The sequence below is a fragment of the Streptomyces sp. NPDC051051 genome, from assembly GCF_040682975.1.
GTDB lineage: Bacteria > Actinomycetota > Actinomycetes > Streptomycetales > Streptomycetaceae > Streptomyces.
Genome location: NZ_JBFBCB010000003.1, coordinates 24,961 through 43,700, shown reverse-complemented (window position 1 = coordinate 43,700; position 18,740 = coordinate 24,961). Strand labels below are relative to the sequence as shown.

General features: G+C 71.9%; 19 protein-coding genes and 2 pseudogenes. 11 read left to right on the top strand and 10 right to left on the bottom strand.

The window, feature by feature from the left end:
- Positions 1-283 precede the first annotated feature (283 nt).
- The gene (locus AB0N31_RS03385; protein WP_366056647.1) at positions 284-748 is read left to right on the top strand and encodes an Rrf2 family transcriptional regulator; all 465 of its coding nucleotides are present in this window, start codon (positions 284-286) and stop codon (positions 746-748) included.
- Between the two features lie 149 nt (positions 749-897).
- Here AB0N31_RS03385 and AB0N31_RS03380 read toward each other — a convergent pair whose 3' ends face one another.
- Positions 898-1,239, bottom strand: a complete 342-nt coding sequence (locus tag AB0N31_RS03380) for a hypothetical protein (protein WP_366056646.1) — start codon at positions 1,237-1,239, stop codon at positions 898-900.
- Between the two features lie 222 nt (positions 1,240-1,461).
- On the opposite strand from AB0N31_RS03380, the gene AB0N31_RS03375 reads away from it, so the two are divergent.
- Positions 1,462-1,896 (top strand): VOC family protein, encoded by a 435-nt coding sequence (locus AB0N31_RS03375; protein WP_366056645.1) that lies wholly within the window; start codon positions 1,462-1,464, stop codon positions 1,894-1,896.
- Between the two features lie 226 nt (positions 1,897-2,122).
- Here AB0N31_RS03375 and AB0N31_RS03370 read toward each other — a convergent pair whose 3' ends face one another.
- The 3 genes from AB0N31_RS03370 to AB0N31_RS03360 form a co-directional block, all read right to left on the bottom strand.
- Positions 2,123-2,569 carry a YdeI/OmpD-associated family protein gene (locus AB0N31_RS03370; RefSeq protein ID WP_366056644.1) on the bottom strand — a complete coding sequence of 149 codons (447 nt, stop codon included), beginning with the start codon at positions 2,567-2,569 and terminating at the stop codon, positions 2,123-2,125.
- A 243-nt stretch (positions 2,570-2,812) separates the two neighbouring features.
- Complete coding sequence (locus AB0N31_RS03365) at positions 2,813-3,181, bottom strand: low affinity iron permease family protein (protein ID WP_366056643.1); 369 nt, start codon at positions 3,179-3,181, stop codon at positions 2,813-2,815.
- Between the two features lie 344 nt (positions 3,182-3,525).
- Entirely contained in the window at positions 3,526-3,726 is a 201-nt protein-coding gene (locus AB0N31_RS03360) for a hypothetical protein (RefSeq protein WP_366056642.1), read from the bottom strand.
- Here AB0N31_RS03360 and AB0N31_RS03355 point away from each other — a divergent pair.
- Positions 3,686-3,988, top strand: a complete 303-nt coding sequence (locus AB0N31_RS03355; RefSeq protein WP_366056640.1) for an aldo/keto reductase — start codon at positions 3,686-3,688, stop codon at positions 3,986-3,988. The two genes, AB0N31_RS03360 and AB0N31_RS03355, sit on opposite strands and share 41 nt — an antisense overlap.
- A gap of 103 nt (positions 3,989-4,091) precedes the next feature.
- Here the strand turns inward: AB0N31_RS03355 and AB0N31_RS03350 are convergent, their stop codons facing one another.
- Positions 4,092-5,285 (bottom strand): fused response regulator/phosphatase, encoded by a 1,194-nt coding sequence (locus AB0N31_RS03350; RefSeq protein WP_366056639.1) that lies wholly within the window; start codon positions 5,283-5,285, stop codon positions 4,092-4,094.
- Entirely contained in the window at positions 5,282-6,886 is a 1,605-nt protein-coding gene (locus AB0N31_RS03345) for an ATP-binding protein (protein ID WP_366056638.1), read from the bottom strand. Before AB0N31_RS03345 ends, AB0N31_RS03350 begins: the two co-directional genes overlap by 4 nt.
- Positions 6,887-7,001: 115 nt before the next feature.
- Here AB0N31_RS03345 and AB0N31_RS03340 point away from each other — a divergent pair, with 115 nt between their 5' ends.
- The gene (locus AB0N31_RS03340) at positions 7,002-7,775 is read left to right on the top strand and encodes a response regulator (protein WP_366056637.1); all 774 of its coding nucleotides are present in this window, start codon (positions 7,002-7,004) and stop codon (positions 7,773-7,775) included.
- Positions 7,776-8,241: 466 nt separating this feature from the next.
- Here the strand turns inward: AB0N31_RS03340 and AB0N31_RS03335 are convergent, their stop codons facing one another.
- Positions 8,242-8,811, bottom strand: a complete 570-nt coding sequence (locus AB0N31_RS03335) for a hypothetical protein (protein WP_366056636.1) — start codon at positions 8,809-8,811, stop codon at positions 8,242-8,244.
- A 256-nt stretch (positions 8,812-9,067) separates the two neighbouring features.
- On the opposite strand from AB0N31_RS03335, the gene AB0N31_RS03330 reads away from it, so the two are divergent.
- Complete coding sequence (locus tag AB0N31_RS03330; protein ID WP_366056635.1) at positions 9,068-9,604, top strand: 2'-5' RNA ligase family protein; 537 nt, start codon at positions 9,068-9,070, stop codon at positions 9,602-9,604.
- A 41-nt stretch (positions 9,605-9,645) separates the two neighbouring features.
- Here the strand turns inward: AB0N31_RS03330 and AB0N31_RS03325 are convergent.
- Positions 9,646-9,756 (bottom strand): annotated as a pseudogene (locus AB0N31_RS03325) (short-chain dehydrogenase); the annotation flags it as partial.
- Between AB0N31_RS03325 and AB0N31_RS03320 the strand changes: the two are divergent.
- Positions 9,752-9,979 carry a hypothetical protein gene (locus AB0N31_RS03320; RefSeq protein WP_366056634.1) on the top strand — a complete coding sequence of 76 codons (228 nt, stop codon included), beginning with the start codon at positions 9,752-9,754 and terminating at the stop codon, positions 9,977-9,979. The pseudogene AB0N31_RS03325 and the gene AB0N31_RS03320 sit on opposite strands and share 5 nt — an antisense overlap.
- Before the next feature lie 157 nt (positions 9,980-10,136).
- Here AB0N31_RS03320 and AB0N31_RS03315 read toward each other — a convergent pair whose 3' ends face one another.
- Entirely contained in the window at positions 10,137-12,446 is a 2,310-nt protein-coding gene (locus AB0N31_RS03315) for a helix-turn-helix domain-containing protein (RefSeq protein WP_366056633.1), read from the bottom strand.
- A gap of 279 nt (positions 12,447-12,725) precedes the next feature.
- On the opposite strand from AB0N31_RS03315, the gene AB0N31_RS03310 reads away from it, so the two are divergent.
- The 5 genes and pseudogenes from AB0N31_RS03310 to AB0N31_RS03290 all read left to right on the top strand — a co-directional run.
- On the top strand, positions 12,726-13,625 hold the full coding sequence (locus AB0N31_RS03310) for a PIG-L family deacetylase (RefSeq protein WP_366056632.1): 900 nt from the start codon (positions 12,726-12,728) through the stop codon (positions 13,623-13,625).
- 79 nt (positions 13,626-13,704) lie between these two features.
- A complete protein-coding gene (locus AB0N31_RS03305) occupies positions 13,705-14,397 on the top strand; it encodes a DUF4232 domain-containing protein (protein WP_366056631.1) in 693 nt (230 codons plus the stop codon).
- A gap of 869 nt (positions 14,398-15,266) precedes the next feature.
- The gene (locus tag AB0N31_RS03300) at positions 15,267-15,530 is read left to right on the top strand and encodes a hypothetical protein (protein WP_366056630.1); all 264 of its coding nucleotides are present in this window, start codon (positions 15,267-15,269) and stop codon (positions 15,528-15,530) included.
- A gap of 46 nt (positions 15,531-15,576) precedes the next feature.
- Entirely contained in the window at positions 15,577-15,963 is a 387-nt protein-coding gene (locus tag AB0N31_RS03295) for an SRPBCC family protein (RefSeq protein ID WP_366056629.1), read from the top strand.
- Between the two features lie 420 nt (positions 15,964-16,383).
- Positions 16,384-16,569 (top strand): annotated as a pseudogene (locus AB0N31_RS03290) (hypothetical protein); the annotation flags it as partial.
- A 234-nt stretch (positions 16,570-16,803) separates the two neighbouring features.
- Here AB0N31_RS03290 and AB0N31_RS03285 read toward each other — a convergent pair.
- A complete protein-coding gene (locus AB0N31_RS03285; RefSeq protein WP_366056833.1) occupies positions 16,804-18,522 on the bottom strand; it encodes a SpoIIE family protein phosphatase in 1,719 nt (572 codons plus the stop codon).
- Positions 18,523-18,740 lie beyond the last annotated feature (218 nt).

Below are 18,740 nucleotides of genomic sequence, written 5' to 3'. Positions count from 1 at the left end.
CCGGGTGGGCGCCCGTGCGCGTTGTCGCTCGCGCCGTGCGCAGTGGACGGCTGCGCTGGTGTCGCGTGGAGCTGTTCACGGGCCACGGAGGCCCCAGAGTGAGTGCGCCGTAGTTCACCATTTTTGTGAACTACAGGCAAGAGCCGTGGTCTTCCTCGTCCGGCAGCCGCTTCGGCTTCGGCGTGATCACCAACGGTTCCCCTTCACGCTCCGTGCCGGCGCCGACCGCCGTCGAACCTGCGCGATGACGTCAAAGCCCTTTCGGGTGTGAGAAATTGGCCGGATGCGGATCACGGCGAGGACGGACTATGCGGTGCGGGCGATGGCGGAGCTGGCGGCGGCCGGCGACACGCCCCTGACGGCCGAGCAGCTGTCGGACCGTCAGGACATCCCGGTCCGGTTCCTCTTCGGCATTCTGAGGGAGCTGAGGCTGGCCCATCTGGTGCGCAGCGTGCGGGGCCCACAAGGCGGGTATCTGCTGGCCGGAGCGGCCGACGAGATCAGCCTCGCAGCGGTGATCCGCGCCGTGGACGGCCCGTTGGCCAAGGTGCGGGACCTGAGCCTGACCGACCTGGAGCATCCGGGGGCGGCAGCTGTGCTCCCGGACGTGTGGCGGGCGGTGCGCACCAGCCTGCGCCAGGTGCTGGAGGCCACCACGCTTGCCGACCTCGCACACGGCGAGCTGCCGGACATCGTGCGGGAGCGGGCACAGCAGTACACCGCCGATGTTCGCCGCTACGGAAAGTGACGCCTCTGCGTCCCCAGAGACGTCCCGTATCCGACCGTGATCCGGTCGCCGTCACCTGAAGCGGTCCGTCGCGTGGGATCGGCAGGCTGCCGCCCTCGCCGGACGCGATCGTCCTCCACGCGAATCGTCCCGGGTTCGGTCCGCGGCGGTCACGCGTGGCTGAGGGGGACCAGCAACGCGGTGCCCTCCGCCAGGATCTGGACGGCGAGACCCGCCTGTCGCGCCCGTACCGCCGGTGCGGCTAGGGCGACGAGGAACGCCATGGCGCCGACGCCCACACTCCACTCGAACAGCCAGCCGGGCAGTCCGCGGACGCACTGCTCGCCGTAGGTCATGCACCGCCCCGCCCGCTCGGAGGTCAAGGTCAGCAGACCGGCCACCACGGCCGCCGGCACGAACAGGACGGCGGTCAGGGCGGCCCACAGCCTCGTGCGGTCCGTCGGCGGCGCGGGTCGGACCGGGGGAGCGGAGTCGGAAGCGGGTGAACTCATGGCCCCATCCCATCCGAGCGGTCGACGCCGGGCATCCGTAGAACTGCTCAGACGCCGGGCGCACCGTACTCAAGCGGTGGGCGGAGCCGGACTCGGGGACGACCGTGCGGGACCGTGGTCCACCGCGGCGGATTCGTGCGGGTGCGGTACCGCTCGCTTCGCATCAACCTGCCTGCTCAGAAAGGCAATTGACCAGTCAAGTCCTCCTGCTACGGTGGCCCTATGTCATCGATCAAGCAGTTCCAGGTCACCTTCGACTGCGCAGAACCCGAGCGCGTCGCTCGTTTCTGGTGCGAGGTGTTGGGGTACGTCGTCCCGTCGCCGCCGGAGGGGTTCGCCACTTGGGACGACTACGATCGCTCGCTGCCGCCCGCGGAGCAGGGTTCGTGGTTCGCGTGCGTCGACCCCTCCGGTGTGGGCCCGCGGCTGTTCTTCCAGCGCGTCCCCGAAGGCAAGACCGTCAAGAATCGGCTGCATCTCGACGTGCGGGTCGGCACCGGACTCGTGGGCGAGGAGCGCTTGGCCGTCCTCGAGGCCGAATGCGCACGACTGGTCGCGCTCGGCGCGGTACGCGAACGACTGCTGCCCGCCGACGACGAGAACGAGTCGTGCATCGTGATGCAGGACGTCGAGGGCAACGAGTTCTGCCTCGACTGAGCGGTCGGGTCGACGGTGTTCGTGCGGTGACATGGTTCGTCATCCGCCCCGCCGCTCAGTCGAGGCACGAGCCCGCCCGCGCCCGGAGACGGCGGGCGCCGACCACGCGAGCGGGCGGACGGCGTCGGCGGGGGGCTGAGGGGGCCGTCGACCACCGCCGGCGGATCGCCGTCCGGCGGGCGGTCGGAGTGAGGGCGCCGCGGGCCCGCGGGAGGAGGCGGGACGGTTATGTGAGCGGTTGGTTGCGGAGCGTGGCGATGGTTTTCTGGATGCGGCTGTGGCGGGTCTCGGGTTTCTTGGCGCTTTCGATGGTGTGGATGTAGGCGCGCTTGCGGCTGGGGGAGAGCTGGTCGTACGCGGTGCGGGCGACGGGGTCGGCGTCGAGGGCTTGGACCAGGTCGTCCGGTTCGGTGATGGTGCGGGGCTGGGTGTCGAGGGCGAGGTCGACTTCGACTTCTTCGCCGGTCTCGACGCCCGCGGCCTCGCGGTTGGCTTTGCTGAAGCCGATGAGGTAGCGGCCTCGCATGATCGCGATGCGGCTGTTCCAGGAGTGGCCGTTGATCGTGATGGTGATGGGTGGTCGTTTCCCGGCGTCGAGTTCGTCGATGACTTCTGCGGGGACTTCCAGGCCCCGCATGGGTTCGGGGGGTTCGACGAGGCTGCGGAACTTCATGGTCTGATCCTGTCCGTGTGTCGGCGTGCCCGGCGTGCACGGTGCGGCTCTGGGGCGGGCCGGTGACCGTGCTGTGCCACATTCTGGCGCGAGCGGGTGCGGTGGGGGCGGGCATTCGCCGTGATCGGTGTGGCGCGAACGGGAGTTGGCCGGGAGGGGTGTGGCCGGCCTGGGCGGCGGCCGGCGGTCCGAGGAGGTCGGGGGCGTGCCGCCGAGGGCCTGCCGGTCCGGCGCGCCGTGGGGTCAGGTCTGTTCCTCGATGCCGATGGCGGTGCGCAGGGAGAGCTGGGCCGGGCCCGCTTCACCGCGTCCCGTCTCCAGCAGGGCGGCCGCGATGGCGTCCAGCTTCTGCTGCACCGCGTGCTCGGCGCGCCGCTCGCTGTTCTTCAGCAGCGCCAGGAGCAGGAGCGTGACGGCGGTCATGGACTCGCCGGCGAGCAGCATCCAGGTCAGGGGCGCCTTGGCGATGTGGACACCGATGACGATGCCGACCAGCAGCAGGCAGACGCCGAAGAACGCCGGGCTGCTGGTGAAGTTCGACGCGCGCTCGGCGAGTTCCTCGAAGGGTCCGCGTCGGCGCCCGCCTCTCTCGGCCGGATGCTCGAGGGTCATGGTCCGCCCCTTCTCGTGTGACTGTCTGCGGCTGACGCCGGCACCGGCCGCGAACCGGCCGCACGATGCTCCTGGCCTGCTGATGCCCTCGGCCGGGCCGACGATGCCCGTCTGCCGGACATCGCCGTCTCCTCGTCCGTGCGCAGTCGTCCCGCCGGACCGGACCCCTCCCCGCGCCCTCCGCGTCGTCCCGCTCGTCACCACGCCCTCCTCCGTGTCTCCGGGTCTGTGCGGCACCGCACACCCGCTTCAAGCGCTGGAAGCCGAGGTGACGCGCACACGGGCGGCCGGAGGGCGCAGGCACGCGTCCCGCGTTCGTGGTCCGGAAGGCGTCTCGGAGTGTTTCAGCCGGCTCGCCGCCGACGGCCACGGTCCGTCAGGGCGGCGACCGGTTCCGCCACTTCCGATCGGTGGTCGTCGGCGCGCCAGGCGATGGCCAGTTCGGCTTCGGGCAGCCTTCGTACCGGCCGATGGACGAGGCCCGGGCGCTGGTGGAGACTGACGTTGCCTTCCGCGATCAGCACCACGCCCTGCCCGGAGACCACTGCCTCGAAGACCTCGTCCGCCGAGGCGGCCTCCGCGCCGACCCGGGGCTCGCGGCCGTCTCATTCTGGCCCACTGGCTCTGGCCTGGCTGCTCCACCAGGACGAACATGTCGTCCCCCTCCCGGGCGGCCGCCCCCCCGCCCACATCGCGGAGAACCTCGCTGCCGTGCGGGTGCAGCTGCACCCCGACACCCTGGCCCGGATCGACCAGGCACTCAGCCGATTCACCCCCGAGGGCACGGGCGCACTGCTCGGCGACTGAGGCCGCGCCGGACGGCCGAACCGGTCGCGCGGAGCCCGAAGTGCTGCGGAGGCTGCGGCCTCCGTCCCGCGCGGACGCGGACGACTGAAGAGGTGGCCGTCACCTACTTGTCGCCCCAGTCGAGGCGGAGTACGGCGAGGTCGTCGGTGTGACGTCCGGCGTTCAGTGCCTGGGTCTCTTTGATCAGGCGGTCGACGTGGGAGGCCGGGTCTGCCGCCGGCAGGTTCCGGATCAGGGTGAGGAGTCCTTCGACGCCCAGCCGCTCGGCGTGCGGGCCGTTGTGTCCTTCGGTGAGGCCGTCGGTGTAGAGGGTCAGGGCCCCGACGGAGGGCAGCGGGATCACCGTGGCCGGCCAGGTCCCGTGCTCGGGGGCGATGCCCAGGGCCATTCCGTGGGCGGCGGCCAGTTCCCGGGTGGCTTCGGCGGTGGTGAGGAGGGGTTCGTGGTGGCCGGCCAGGTACAGGGTGACGGTGGCGGCGTTCTGGTCGAGGGTGAGGAGGGTGCAGGTGGCGAACAGGGGTTGCGGGCCGCGTTCGGCGATCAGGATGCGTTCCATGAGGTGCAGGAGACCGGGGCCGTGGTGTCCGCCCAGGACGAGGGAGCGCCAGGCGATGCGGAGGCAGACACCGAGTGCGGCGGCGTCCGGGCCGTGTCCGCTGACATCGCCGACCACGGCGTGCAGGAGGCCGTCGTCGTCTTCGACGACGTCGAGGAAGTCCCCTCCGAGCAGCGCTCTTTCGGCGCTGGGCAGGTACCGGGTCGTCACCGTGACGGTGGAGGTGGAGAGGATGGGCTGGGGCAGCAGGCCCCGTTCCAGGCGGGCGTTCTCCTCGGCGCGCAGGCGGGACTTCTGGGCGTCGGCGGCTGTGCGTTCGGTCTGGCTGCGGTAGACGGCGTAGCGGACGGTGCGGTGCAGCAGGTCGGCTTCGACCTTGCCCTTGACGAGGTAGTCCTGGGCGCCGGCGGCCATCGCCTCGGCTCCCGCCTGAGTCTCGGACAGGCCGGTGAGGACTATCACCGCGGTGTGCGGGGCGAGCTCGCGGACGGCGGCGATGGCCTTGGTGCCGGACACGTCGGGCAGGTGGAGGTCGAGCAGGATGCAGTCGATCGCGGAGGCGGCGAGCTCGGTGCGGGCCCGGGCGAGGGTCGTTCTCGTGGTCAGCTCGAACCGCAGCCCCGTGTCGTGGAGGAGCTCCTCGACGAGCAGGGCGTCCGCCTGGTCGTCCTCGATCAGGAGGACGCGGTACACCGGGTCCGGCGCGGGACCGCCGGGAATGTGCGTGGCGGGCGCGGTCACCGCGTCGGCTCCGCATCGGCACGGGTCGCTTCCGGCAGGGTGGAGGCGGCCGCGGTTTGGGGCGGTTCGGCGGCCAGGGTGAAGGTGATGCGGGCCCCGTCGTGGTGATCGGGGTCGACGCGGATGGTGCCGCCGTGGAACTCGACGATCTTCTTGCACATGGCCAGGCCGATGCCGCTGCCTTTGTAGGCCTCCTTGGTGTGGAGCCGCTGGAAGATCACGAACACCTTCTCGGCGTACTCGGGGTCGATGCCGATGCCGTTGTCCGTGACCGCGAACCGCCACAACGCGCCTTCCGGTGCGGCGGAGATGTGGATCTCGGGTGTCCGTTCGGGGCGGTGGAACTTGACGGCGTTGCCGATCAGGTTCTGCCAGAGCATGCCCATCTGGGTGGGATCGGCGACCAGGGACGGCAGCGGATCGTGCGTGATCGAGGCGCCCGTCTCCTCGATGCTCACGCTGAGGGAGGACAGGGTCCGCTCCAGCACGGAGCCGAGGTCGACGCTCTGCAGCTCGTGGTGGACGCGGCCGACGCGGGAGAAGTCGAGCAGGTCGTTGATCAGGGTCTGCATGCGGTTCGCGCCGTCGACCGCGTAGTCGATGTACTGGTCGGCCCGGTCGTCGAGCCGGCCGCCGTAGCGGCGCTGGAGGAGCTGAGTGAAGCTGGAGACCTTGCGCAGCGGCTCCTGGAGGTCGTGGGAGGCCACGTACGCGAACTGTTCCAGTTCGGCGTTCGAGCGTTGCAGGTCGGCGGTCTGCGCGTCGAGGCGCAGCCGGGCCTCCTCGGTGAACGCCAGCTCGCGTACCAGACGTCGGCGCATGAAGTCGATCTCGCCGCTCAGCCGGCGCAGGTCCGCGGGCCCGGCAGGGGTGATGGGGTGGTCGAAGGCACCGCCGGCGATGGTGCGGGCGTCCGCCCCCAGCTGGGCCAGGGGGGCGGTGATGCCGCGGCGCAGTCCTTCGAAGATCAAGATCGTCAAGGCGAGGATGACGGCCGCGATCGCGCTGAACACCCAGTTCCGCAGCGCCATCGTGGAAGAGAGGTCCTCCGCCGCGTGCGCCCGCTCCGTCCGCAGCCGCTCCTGCTGACCACTCAGGGCGGAACGCAGCGCGTCAAATGCCTCCTTGCCCTCCGCGGCGCGTTCGGTGGCCAGCGATGAAGGCGTTCCGGCGGGCGCGGCGGCGATCGGACGGGCGATCCTCGCCTGCCAGGCCTCCGCGGCGCCCTGCACGGCTTCCAGGTCCTTCAGGTCGGCCGCGTCATCGTGCAGCAGCTCCGTCAGGCGTGCGGTGTGGGTCGCCTGGTCGGTGAGGCCCTGCCGGTAGGGGACCAGGAACTCCGGGATGCCGGTGGCGCCGTATCCGCGAATCCCGGTCTCCTGGTTCAGCAGCGCCGATTCCAGCCGGAACGACGTGCTCAGAGCGGGAGATCTCACCTCCACGAGGTCTTCGCTGATCGATTCCGTCTGCGCCAGCACCCACGCGCCCGTCACCCCGAGGAGCGCGAGGACCGTCAGCGAGACCGCGACCCCGACGCGCAGCCACCGCCGCGTCGTCCAGGTGGAAAACCTTCGCGCACGCGGTCTCGCGTTCCCGCTCATGCCGTGACCCCTCCGATGTGATGCCGCCTGCACCATGCGGGGGCAGCCGCCACTTTAGATGCACCGTGACAACCATTGTTGTCGTGGTGGCTGATCGGAGCCTAAGGTGCTGAATGTGCCTGGCGAGAACTTCAGACTGCGGATCACTCCCGAAGAAACGGCGGCCGTCGCGGACGCGGCGGTCGGCCGGCTTGCGAGGCGCCTCACTCTCCAACTCCTGGAAGAGGACCCGCCCGCGCCGGCGGGCGCTCCGGTTCAGGCGCTGACCCTGCTGTACATGCTGGACCAGCTCCAGCAGGCCGCCGAACGCCTCCAGCGGAGCGCGGCCGTCTCCGCCGCCCGCGCGGGTGCCGGATACCCGCAACTCGGTGCCGCCTGCGGCATGACCCGCCAGGGCGCCCGGCGTCGCTGGCCCGGACTCTTCCACCACTCCGACGAAGCACCCATGGAGCACCCGATGATGACCACCCCCGCACGGCCCTTCGACGTCCTCCTCGTCGAGGACGACATGGCCGATGCCCTCCTCATCGAGGAAGCTCTCTCCGAGCGCGGGGCCCGCAACCTCGTCCAGGTCACCGACGGAGTCGCCGCACTCGAGCACCTGCGCACCCCCGGCAACCCCCGCCCCGACCTGATCGTCCTCGACCTGAACATGCCCCGGATGAACGGACGAGAACTCCTGCGGATCCTCAAGACGGACGAGGACCTGCAGACCATCCCCGTCGTCGTCCTCACCACGTCCGCCGCCCCCGAGGACGTCACCGGCGCGTACACCAGCCACGCGAACGCGTACGTGACCAAGCCGGTCAACCTGGAGCAGTTCGAGCAGGCCGTCCAGAGCATCGACGCCTTCTACCTCGACACCGCCACCCGCCCGCCCCGCGACTAGGCCGCGTTCGGGATACGGGCCCGGTGGGGGGTGGGGGGGCGGCGCCGGCCGTGAACCGATCGCCGCGGTGTCCCGGACCGCTCCTCAGCCGGTTCATCCTCAAAGCGGAACCCCGCCCGGGCCGCGGCACCGTACTGCTTCTCCGAGAGGCCATCGGATGCTGACCCGGCCCAGGACCCGTTCGACCCTTGCCCGTGGGCGAGACGGACCTTCGCCGTCCGGCCCCCGTGCGAGCGTCCCGGGCCGTGGCCGTCGAGCTCGGTGCGGCTTCCGCCGGCCGGTTCCTTCCGGACGGCCACAGGGCCGGGTTGACGGCGCCGCCGGCGAGGAGACAGCGCCGTGCCCGGTCCGTCACGGCCCTCCCCGAGCGCCCTCAGCCGTCACAGACGTGTCGTGGCAGCGCCGGGCACGCATCTCGCGGGCCCGAGCCACAGCCGGTGATCACCTCCAGTGCGTCACGCAGGCTTCACACGCACAGGTGGGTCACGGAGCGCGCCCGCTCCCACATACCGGGAATCTGCTCGGTCGGGCGCTGCTGTTCGCCGTGCAGGGCGTTGAGCACCACCAGGCCGCCGGTCAGGGCCGGTACCGCCCACTGCGCGTAAGCCAGCTGCCGCCGCGCCTTGTGCAGGTCGATGGGGTGCTTCTGCGCCTTCTCGGCGTCCTGGGGGTCGGAGGAGGATGCCAGTTCGATCTTCTTGCCGAGGACGCGGGCGTAGGCGGTGGCGGCCAGGGCCGCTGCGGTGACGACCGTCTTGGCCGTGGTGGAGGCGGCCACGCCCTGCTGGGTGGCGACGCGGTGGGCGTTCGCGGCGAGCAGCCCGCCCCCGCCGAACAGGTGCGCGCCGATCGCGGCGGCGTTGACCGGCACCCACTTCGCCCATCCCGACGAAGAGATCCGGTCCTCGGCCGCCTCCGTTCCGCCTTCGGCCTTGGCCGCGCCGTTGAGGCCGATCGCGCCCATCAGCGAGCCTCCGAACCAGGCTGCCAGACCGAGATCGTGCAGGCTGCGGATGGCGGTATTGCGTTCAGACATGGCAGTGCTCCTTCGGGGGTGGTCGGAGGGGTCCGGCCGACGCGGACGGCGGGCCCCACCCCACCCTCACCGGACTCCGTACGCCCCGCCACCACGGCAGGCCGGATGGGTGCACCCCACAGGACGACGATGTGAGAACGGCCGGACGCCGCGGAGGAGGCCGGGCACGCGGGTTCCGACCGCGTCCACCGGCACCGGCTCCTCCGCGCCGTGGCCGGTCAGGCGCAGATGATCGAGCCGGCCGTACCCTGACGGGGTGCACACCGTGGAACTGCTGCCCGACCCGGCGACGGAAGGGGCCGTCCAGGACGTGTGGCGCCGCCTGCTCGGCCTGGGCCTGCCCAGTCAGGCCACGCACCGTCATCCGACGAACCGTCCGCACCTCACTTTGGCCACGGCCGACGCCCTCACGTCGGAGGTACGGGGCTGGCTGCGGCGCGAACTCGCGGTCCTGCCGATCCCCCTGCACCTGGAGGGGCTTGTGCGGTTCACCGGCCGCACCCGGGTGCTCGCGTGGGCGGTGCGGCCCGACGACGTCCTGCTGCGCCTGCACGAGACGGTCTGGCGGACGCTGCGTGACGCGCCGGAGAGCGGCCGGCTGAACCCCCTGCACGACCCGGCCCGCTGGATCCCCCACATCACGCTCGGCCGCGGCCGCGACGCCGTCGGGCGCGATCCGCAGGACGACCTGTTCCAGGAGACCGCCGCACCGGCGGGCGTCCTGGCGGGCCGGTGGGAGGCCGCCCGGCACTATGACTCGCTCACCCGGACGACCGACCGCATCGGCTTCTGACCCCGGTCGTCCGGGCCGGCACCGACCGTTTTTTCACACGGTCACCAGGGCACTTCCCCGTTCTCGTCCTGGAAAGTTCCGGTCGGACCGTCCGCGTCGAGAGTCGCGGGACGCACGACCCTGGCACTCTCCTCCGGCGCCCTTCCGATGCCGAACCTCGTCGCCTGGCGCAGCGACGGCTGCTCCCGCATCCGAGAGCGGTTCCAGCGCGCCGTCGACGACGGTGACCTGCCCCCACGGACCGACCCGGCGCTACTGGCCTGCTACCTGTGCACCTTCTCCTACGGCATCGCCGTACAAGCCGCGAGCGGTGTCGGCCGCGACGAACTCCAGGAGACGGCCGACGCCGTCCTGCGCAACTGGCCACTCCTCTGAGACCCGCCCGGCGTGCGTCTTCCGCCCCCTCCGCCTCCCGCCGCACGACTTCGCTCCGCGACATCGGCTTCCCGTTCCGGGAGGAGCCCTCCGACACCGCGGAGCACCGATCCGCAGCAGCGGCCCGGGCCGGGGCCGGTGTGTGCCGTTCCCCGCGTCAGCCGGTGCCGGCGGCGGCCTCGTCGAGCGCGGCGAGGGCGGCGGCCGCCTCGACCCGGAGGGGGCTTCTCAGCGCGGCGAGGGCGTCGTGGGCGGTGCGCAGCGTCTCGCGGGCCTCCGGGCGCCCCAAGGCGGCGAGCACCTGACCCAGGTCGAGCCGGGCCTGCTCCGTCCAGGCCGACATCTGCGCGGCGTCGAAGGCGGCGAGGGCCTGCCGCAGCGGTGCTTCGGCCTCGTGCCGGCGTTCCAGGGCCGCCAGGTCGTTGCCGATCTGCTGCCGGGCGACCGCGAGGTACACCGTGATCACTTGGTCCGTCCGGCCGGGAATCCCCGCGCGGCAGATCCGCTCGCTGCGGCGGTGGATGTCCAGCGCCTCGGCCGCCCGGCCGGTCTGGCGCAGCAGGGTGCCCAGGCGGTTGAGGATCGACAGCTCGGCCAGCCGGCTCTGCGGCGACTTCTGTGAGGCGAGGCAGCGCGCCCCCTCGCGCAGGCGCTCCTGGGCCTCCTCCGTGCGGCCCAGCCGGTGGAGTGCGCCCGCGCCGTAGCCGAGTGCCCAGCCCTCCTGAAGCCCTTCCCCGCATTCGCGGGCCGCCGCGAGTGCGGCGTCAGCGCTCGTCAGGGCGGCGTGCGGGTCGTGGACACAGTGGTTGTAGGCCCAGGCGAGGTAATTGAGGTGCACCGCCTCCTCCAGCCTGCTGCCCAGCAGACGAGCGGAGTCGGCCGAGCGCCGGAACACCTCCACCCACTGCTCCCAGTGCTGGTTGAGGTCGGAGAACCAGTGCATCGCCTCCGCCGTGTCCAGCACCTGCCGGTACCCGCCGGTCTCATGGGCCCGGCGCAGCGCGGCGAGCCACTGGGCCCGCTCGGCCTCCAGCCAGGCCCGGGCCTCCTCCCGGCCCGTGGGCGCTCGGTCCGGGTCGGGGTCGTCCGACGGAGTGGTCCGTTCGTGGTCGACGTCGAAGTGCAGCGCGGCGACGGTGGCCCGGCGCAGCATCCAGGACGCGGTCCGGTCGAGGGCGGTGTCGCGGACCCCGGGCTCGTCCTCGGCCTCGACCTGCTCGGCCGCGTACAGCCTGAGCAGGTCGTGGAAGCGGTACCGCTCGGCGACGGCATCGCTCTGGAGCAGTCCGGCGTCGGTCAGTTCCTCGGCGCAGGCGACCGCCTCGTCGTAGGACAGGTCGGCCAGGAGCGCCGCGGTCCTGGGGCTGAAGTCCGCTCCGGCGGCCAGCGAGGCGCGGCGCAGCACGTTCTGCGAGACCGGCGGGAGTTGCCGGTACGAGAGCGCGAAGGCGGCCCGCACCCGCAGATTTCCGGCCTGGAGGCCGTCCAGCCGCCGGCCCTCGGCGGCGAGACGGGCGACGAGCTTGCCGAGGCGTTCGTGCGGTCGGCTGAGGAGCCGCTGGCCGGCGATCCGGACGGCCAGCGGCAGGTGCCCGCACAGGTCGGCGAGGTCGCGTGCGGCCTGTGCCTCCGCCCGCACCCGGTCCGGGCCGATGATGCGGGTCAGCATTTCCACCGCCTCCTCGCGTCGCAGCAGGGCCAGATCGGTGCGGTGCACGGATTCCAGACCCGCCAGGGCGTGGCGGCTGGTGACGATGGTCAGGGACGGTCCGGTGCCCGGCAGCAGGGGGGCGACCCGGGATTCGTCGGCGGCGTTGTCCAGCAGCAGGAGCATGCGCCGCCCGCCGGACAGGGAGCGCCACAGACCGGCACGGTCGTCGGTGCCGGCCGGTATCGCCGCGTCGGCGACCCCCATCGCGCCGAGCAGCCGGGCCAGCGCGTCCCGGGGAGTGGTCGGCTCGGGGTCCATGCCGTGCAGGTCCAGGGCGAACTGCCCGTCGGGGAAGTGCGGGGCGAGGCAGTGCGCGGCATGCACCGCGAACGCGGTCTTGCCCAGACCCGGCTGCCCGGCGACCACGGTGACCACCGGCCGGTCCGGATCGGCGTCCCGCACCAGGTCCAGCAGCCGGGCGAGGGCCGGACCGCGGGCGGTGAAGTCCTGGATGTCGCGCGGCAGCGCCAAGGTGCCGGGGCCGGCCGGGCCGGCGGCAGGCCCGGGGCGCGGTCTGCCGAGGGCGGCCGACTTCTCCAGACCCGCCGCCTCGTCGCTCTCCAGTCCCAGTGCTTCGGCCAGCGCCTGCACCGTACGGCGCTGCGGCCCCCGGGTGCGCCCGCGTTCCATGTCGGCCAGGGCCCTGACACTCACCCCGGCCGCATGGGACAAGGCCTCCTGGCTCAGTCCGGCGCGGACCCGCAGAGCCCGCACCTGCGGCCCGAAGTCTCCCGTGTAAGGCGTGCCGTCGCGCACCGTCGATGTCCCCTGTCGTCCGGCTCGTCCGGACGCGAGCCCCCGGCAGAAGTATCGCCGTCGGTACTTCTGCCGGGAGAACCGCCTGGGCCGTGGAGACCGGAAGTGATCGACTGAAGACCGACGCGGAACGCCCCTGCCGGCCCTGCGCGGTCCGGGCGCCCCGGCGCACGTACCCATCGGAGAACGAGTCTGTGCAGGCCCGGGAACGGCGAAGACCATCCGTCGTCCCACGACCGCGGCATGCGTGCCGTAGCTCATCGAACGGGGATCTTTCACATGAACGACAGCGATGAACACGTCGCCGGACCGTCCAGACGGAGTCTCCTGGCAGCCGGTGCGCTGACCGCCGCAGCCGTGGCGTACCAGACGGGCCGGGCCCCCGCGGCGTCGGCCGCCGCCAAGCCCGCCATCTTCTACGCCCCCCACCAGGACGACGACGCGATCGGCCTGGCCGGGTCGATCCTGGAGCACAAGGCGGCGGGCCGGCCCGTCCACCTCGTCCTGGTGGGCAACGGCCGCAACCCGGATCTGGCTGTGCGCATGAACACCGACCCGTGTCCCCTGACCCAGTGGTCCAGCCCCCATCCGTGCGCCGCGGGCGGCAGGCACGACCTGTCCTGGCCGACCGACGGGACCACCAGGATCGTCGCCGCCCGGACCGCCGAGTTCATGGCCTCCGCGAAGGCGCTCGGCGTGGACAAGGTCATCAACTTCAAGGTGGTGGACGACGGGTTCGCCAGTACGTCCGCCTACGACAGACTCGTCGACCGGATCGACGCCAAGGTCAGGGCGCTCGCCGCGCAGTACCCCGGCGCCTCGCACGAGTTCACCGCCGGCTGGCTGGAACACACCGAGACGCACAAGGCGTGCAGCGACGTGGCCTACCGCCTGATGAACGACGGCACGATCTCCGACGTGCGCTTCCACCACGTCTACGCGTACGAACGCCCCAGGGAGGAGCGCGCGAACGGCGCCGCGTACGTGCTGGACATCCCCGGCTCCCACATGAAGGCCAAGCGCAATGCGATCTACGCCTACAACACCTGGGACCCGAGCCGGAACCTGTACGCGCTCGGCTATCACAGCGTCCCGGAACTGCTGGAGGCCGCGCACGCCGATCCGCGCGAGTTCGTGCACACCCTGCCGTCCGACTACCGGCCCGGCAAGGGCAACTGACCACTGCGAAAAACAAGCAGGACGACATCGGCCGACGGCACCGCGCCGCGGCCCCGTACCACTCACGGGGGAACTCTCCATGAACACTCCGCGCCACCGCTCCACGCTGCTCGCCGTCGCGGGCACGGCTCTGGCCCTGTCCCTCACCGCCTGCCAGAGCGACACGGACTCCAAGTCGACTTCTGCGCCCACCACTTCGGCCACGGTGACTTCGTCCCCGACGACCGCCGGCAAGGGTGCCGGCACGTCCGACGGGACGGGGGCGACCGACTCCGCGGGCTCGGCCGGATCGAAGGGCTCCGCGGGCTCCGCGGGCACGACCGGTCCGACCGGCGAGCAGGCGACCGCCTCCACTCCGGTCTGCACCGCACGGGACGTCCGCGTCACCGCCGCCACGCAGGACGGTCCGCCCTACACCCACATCGTCCTGACGGCGCGGAACACCACCCGGCACTCCTGCCGGCTGACGGGCTTCCCGCACGTCCAGTTCCTGGAGAGCCACAAGCAGGACGTCCCGTCCGTCGCCAAGAGCGAGCCGGCCGCGCCGGTCGTGCTCACGGCGGGGGCCCCGGCCTACGCCCTGGTGAAGCTGTCCGACGGCGGGGTCGACGAGGACAACGAACCCGTGTCGGCGTTCTCCGTCGTGCTGGAGGGCGACTCCACGGTCATCGCCGTCACCGCGCCCGGCAGCGACGGCATCGCCGTCGACCCGGCGAAGGCCCTCATCGGATACTGGACCCCCGAACTCCGCAACGGCGCGGACGACTTCTGAGTCCTGTGCCAGGTGACGACGGCCACCTCGGGTGAGGCGGTCACACCGGCTTCGGCACCACGTCCGGGCCCACGCCGGTGTGACCGCGACACGTGCGGCGGCTCGGCATCGTCACCGACCAGGGGGTCGCACCGACGGGCGGTTGAACCGTCGGCCGGACGGTTGCCTCCGGCGGGGACCGACGGCGGGGGGGCCGACGGCGGGACCGGAGGTGTGAGCCCCCGAACCGGACACCGTGCATTTCCGGCAGGTCGACCCCGGCGGGCGAGCCGCCTGGAGACCACGACACCTCTTCCCTCCCGCGGCAGCCGAAGGGAAGAGGTGTCGTCGGTCGGGGCGGAGCCGATCAGTCCCGGGCGGTCTGCAGCACGGCGAGCGGATCCACCCGAGCCGCACCGTGCGGTCGAAGCCGGCACGACGCACCCGGATCCGGACGGCGGCCTGCTCCCGTCCGACCGCCCACGGCGAAGAGCCGCTCCCGGCTGCCTTCCCGGATCTGCGCCGACCGCGGCCGCGCCGGCCACCTCACCGACCGGACCGTCCAGCACCTCGGCCTCGTTCTCGGCATCGTCCGCCGCAGCGACGACGTCAACGGCTTTCAGCCCCTGCCCCGCCGTCGGGTCGTCGGGTCGTCGGGTCGTCGAAGGATCCTTCGGCACGATCCACGGCGGCGCGGCCACACCGGGGCGGACGCTCAACTCCTCTGCCGGACAGGGCGACCGGGACGAACACGCCTCGTCGTGTCAGCCGTGGCAAGCGCGATCGTCGGCTCGCAACCCGAGCGCTCGCCCGAAGATGCGGGTGCCGCGACCTGCTGTGATGGTGGAACCACCACAGCACTGGCACCAGGACGCGACAGGGATGCCTCCATGGACAAGACGCAGCTCGCCGAGAAGACCGCTCACCGTGCCGCCGACGGCGCAGCCGCCCCGCAGCTCACCGCGGACGACGTCAGCCTGATCCTCGACACGCTCTTCGGCACGGTCGAGCACCCCGGGACCATCGCCGAGGCGCTCAAGGCCCAGGAGGCCGTCACCCTCGGCAGCTTCGGCAGCTTCCAAGGCGCGGACGGCGCCGCCACGTTCCGGCCGGGCACCGCCCTCGTCGAATACCTGAAGGACCAGCTCCGATGAGCACCGCACGCCGTGCCCGCCCGGCACAGCGATACACGGACCTGCCATGGGACGCCTGACCGTCCACGCCACAGGCCCCGCCGGTCCCGAAACGGTCTGGCGGCGCTACGCCTGCATCGACCGGTGGGCCTCGTGGTCCCCGCAGATCAGGGCCGTGCACACCCCCGATCGTCGACTGACCTCCGGCATGTGCGGCACGGTGGAGTCGATAGCCGGTATCCGCGTCGCCTTCACCGTCGAACACGTCGACCACGACCGCCGCACCTGGACCTGGCGCGTCCGTCTGGGGCCGACCCGGCTCCGCCTGCACCACAACGTGCAGGCACACGGGCGTGGCAGCACGACCGGCCTCACGATGGAGGGGCCGCGGCCGGTGATCCTTGCCCATGCGCCGCTCGCGCGACTTGCCCTGCGCCGCCTCGTGCGGCCGTGACCTCACCCGACGGCAGGTTCCCGCGTGCACACACGAAGAACAGCTCGCTCAGGCAGCCGTTGAGGGCGAGCAGCCCGGCCCGCTGCTGCCCGGACGGGACACCCATGGAGTGACGCGTCCAGGCCAACAGGTCCCCGCGGGCTTCCTCAGGAACCCCAGCAGCTCGGAGATCACCGTGATCGGCAGGGGAGTGGTGTAGGAGGAGACGAGATCGGTGCCGCCCCGTTCGGCGAAGGCGTCGATCAGTTCGTGCCGCTGACGGGCCTCGGCCTTGAACGCAGGGGTTCCGATGCGGAGCAGTTCCGCACCATCGGCAGGGGTGTCGTGCGTGGTCGTGCTTCACTGTCCGGCCGACCACCGCTCATCCACCAGACGAGTCTGCTGCCACTTCCAGTCTCCTCACCGTTCACCCTGCTCACCCGCTGGGCGGTCGAGCAGAGCTTCGCACTGCTGCACTGGTTCCGCCGACTGCGCATCCGCTGGGAGATCCGCGACGACATCCACGAAGTCTTCCTCAGCCTGGCCTGCGGCATCATCTGCCGGCGCCGACCGGTCAACCTCTCACTTCGTTGGGAGTTCTCAGGGCTGCAACGGTGTTCGTCCTGATCGCCGGGCAGTTCTCAGGAGCTGTGTCCGCGTCGTTCGCAGTGGCTGACGCGGGTGGGACACCGATGCGGATGAGCTCGTCCAGTGGCCTCGGCGGGGCGGCAGGCGATGCGGGAGGAGATCTCCTGGGACTGCCGAGGTTCTCCACGGCGTACGCGTGCGCGAACGCGGACGGAAGGGGCGCTGACCCCGGCCGTTCGGCGCGGCCAGGCCACGGGGAGTGCCCGGGTCCGGTCAGGCTCGCGTGGGGGTGCGCAGGGTGAACAGGACGACGTCGTCGTCGTTGTCGGCCGGGCGGACTCGGCGCAGTAGCTGGTCGGCGAAGGCTGTGAGGGGGCGGTGGGCGAGGGCCGCGGCGTGCTGGCGCAGTCGGTCCAGGCCCTCGTCGAGGGAGTGACCGTGGGCTTCGATGAGGCCGTCGGTGTAGAGCAGGAGGGAGGATCCGGGCGGGAGGAGGGCGGATGCGTCGGGTCGCGACTGGTGTGTTCCGGTGCCCAGGAGGATGCCGTGGCCGTCGGTGAGGTAGGAGGCCAGGCCGTCGTGGGTGACCAGCAGTGGCGGCGGGTGGCCGGCGTTGGTCCAGGACAGGCGCCACCGCCCGTCGTCCGTCGTTTCCATCCGGGCGAAGATCATGGTGGCCATGGCGACGTCGGTGATGTGCATGATCGCCTGGTCGAGCCGGTTGACGATCCTGCTGGGGGGTTCTTGCTGGGACCAGGCGTAAGCGCGGAGCATGTTGCGGAGCTGGGCCATGCCGGCCGCGGCGTCCAAGTCGTGTCCGACGACGTCTCCCACGGCGAGGGCGGTGGCGCCGTCGGAGAGCGGGAAGGCGTCGTACCAGTCGCCGCCGACCTGTGAGGCGTCGGGCGCGGGCAGGTAGCGGGCGGTCATCTGCAGGCCGGGCACCTGCGGGAGTTGGGGCAGCAGGTGGCGTTGCATGGTTTCGGCGACCGCGCGCTGGCGCTGGTAGAGGCGGGCGTTGTCCAGGGCGAGACCGGCACGGCGGGCGATGTCTTCCAGCAGGGCGAGATCGGCGGGGGCGAACGGCTGCAACGTCTGGGAGCGGCCCAAGGTCACCGCTCCCAGGACCTTGCGGGTGCTGCGCAGGGGGGCGATGGCCGCGGAGTGGATGCCGGTGGCCTCGAACAGACGGCGTTGTTCGGCCGCGATGCCGGAATCCGGGGGCTGCTGGTAGGTCTGCGGGCTCGTGAGAGTGGAAGCCACCCCGCGCAGGGCCCGCGACAGAGGCATCAAGGAACGCTCGGGCACCGGCGGCATCGGGCCCTGGAGATCCTCGTGGTGCGTCACGGCACCGTTTTCGGCGTGGGCCACGACGGTCCTCCACACCTCGTCGCGCTCACTGATCAGGTCGACGACCACCCAGTCCGCGAGCCGCGGCACCACCAGGGCCACGAGCCGTCGCACCGCCTCGTCGGCGTCCAGGGTGGAGGTCAGCCGGGTGGTCGTCTCGGCCAGCAGCGCCAGCCGTTCCAGCTCCGGCAGGGGCTGCGCCACCCGCTGCGATGGCGCACTGGACGCTTCGGCTTCGTCGGCGGTGTGGAAAAGGACCAGCGTCACCCTCTCGTGGCCGCTGAGGCCACTGAGGCCGCGTGGGTCGAGAGGGGTGGTCAGCCAGGAGACGGGCAGTGGGCCACGGTCGTCCCCCCGGGCGAACCACTCCCGGTCGGCCTGGGCCGCGTGACCCGCCAGGAACGCAGACCGCATCGCGCACTGGGTCCTGGGCAGCGGCTGACCGTGCGCATCACGGTGCAGCAGGTCGTGCGCGTCGTGGCCGACGAGCTCTGCGGCGGGGAGGGCCAGCACGCGCTCGGCGAGAGCGTTGACGGCGATGATGCAGCCCTGTTCATCCACCGCGTAGGCCGCCGTCCCAAGAGCGGCCAGAACCACGGTGAGCGTGGCGTCCGTTGTCTCCGGGCACCGCTCGGAGGCGATGTCCGTGGATTCTGGACCCGTCACTCGTTTCGCCTCCTGATCGGCCCGTCCCGGGTGGACGCCGTCCCGACAGACGGTACGCCTTGCGTACCGTCCCGTCGGGTGTGAGGGAGATCGCCGACCGGGAGACGCGCGCTGAGCCGCCGCCCCGGGAGGGGCTGGCGGTGCGCTGAGCGGTACGTCCTGCGGCCGCCGGCCGCGATCCGCTCTCCTGCCTC

Bases quoted from the DNA above. Each gene is read 5' to 3' on its own strand.
- AB0N31_RS03385 (WP_366056647.1), top strand. From the start codon at position 284: ATGCGGATCACGGCGAGGACGGACTATGCGGTGCGGGCGATGGCGGAG.
- AB0N31_RS03380 (WP_366056646.1), bottom strand. From the start codon at position 1,239: ATGAGTTCACCCGCTTCCGACTCCGCTCCCCCGGTCCGACCCGCGCCG.
- AB0N31_RS03375 (WP_366056645.1), top strand. From the start codon at position 1,462: ATGTCATCGATCAAGCAGTTCCAGGTCACCTTCGACTGCGCAGAACCC.
- AB0N31_RS03370 (WP_366056644.1), bottom strand. From the start codon at position 2,569: ATGAAGTTCCGCAGCCTCGTCGAACCCCCCGAACCCATGCGGGGCCTG.
- AB0N31_RS03365 (WP_366056643.1), bottom strand. From the start codon at position 3,181: ATGACCCTCGAGCATCCGGCCGAGAGAGGCGGGCGCCGACGCGGACCC.
- AB0N31_RS03345 (WP_366056638.1), bottom strand. From the start codon at position 6,886: ATGAGCGGGAACGCGAGACCGCGTGCGCGAAGGTTTTCCACCTGGACG.
- AB0N31_RS03335 (WP_366056636.1), bottom strand. From the start codon at position 8,811: ATGTCTGAACGCAATACCGCCATCCGCAGCCTGCACGATCTCGGTCTG.
- AB0N31_RS03320 (WP_366056634.1), top strand. From the start codon at position 9,752: ATGCCGAACCTCGTCGCCTGGCGCAGCGACGGCTGCTCCCGCATCCGA.
- AB0N31_RS03310 (WP_366056632.1), top strand. From the start codon at position 12,726: ATGAACGACAGCGATGAACACGTCGCCGGACCGTCCAGACGGAGTCTC.
- AB0N31_RS03305 (WP_366056631.1), top strand. From the start codon at position 13,705: ATGAACACTCCGCGCCACCGCTCCACGCTGCTCGCCGTCGCGGGCACG.
- AB0N31_RS03300 (WP_366056630.1), top strand. From the start codon at position 15,267: ATGGACAAGACGCAGCTCGCCGAGAAGACCGCTCACCGTGCCGCCGAC.
- AB0N31_RS03295 (WP_366056629.1), top strand. From the start codon at position 15,577: ATGGGACGCCTGACCGTCCACGCCACAGGCCCCGCCGGTCCCGAAACG.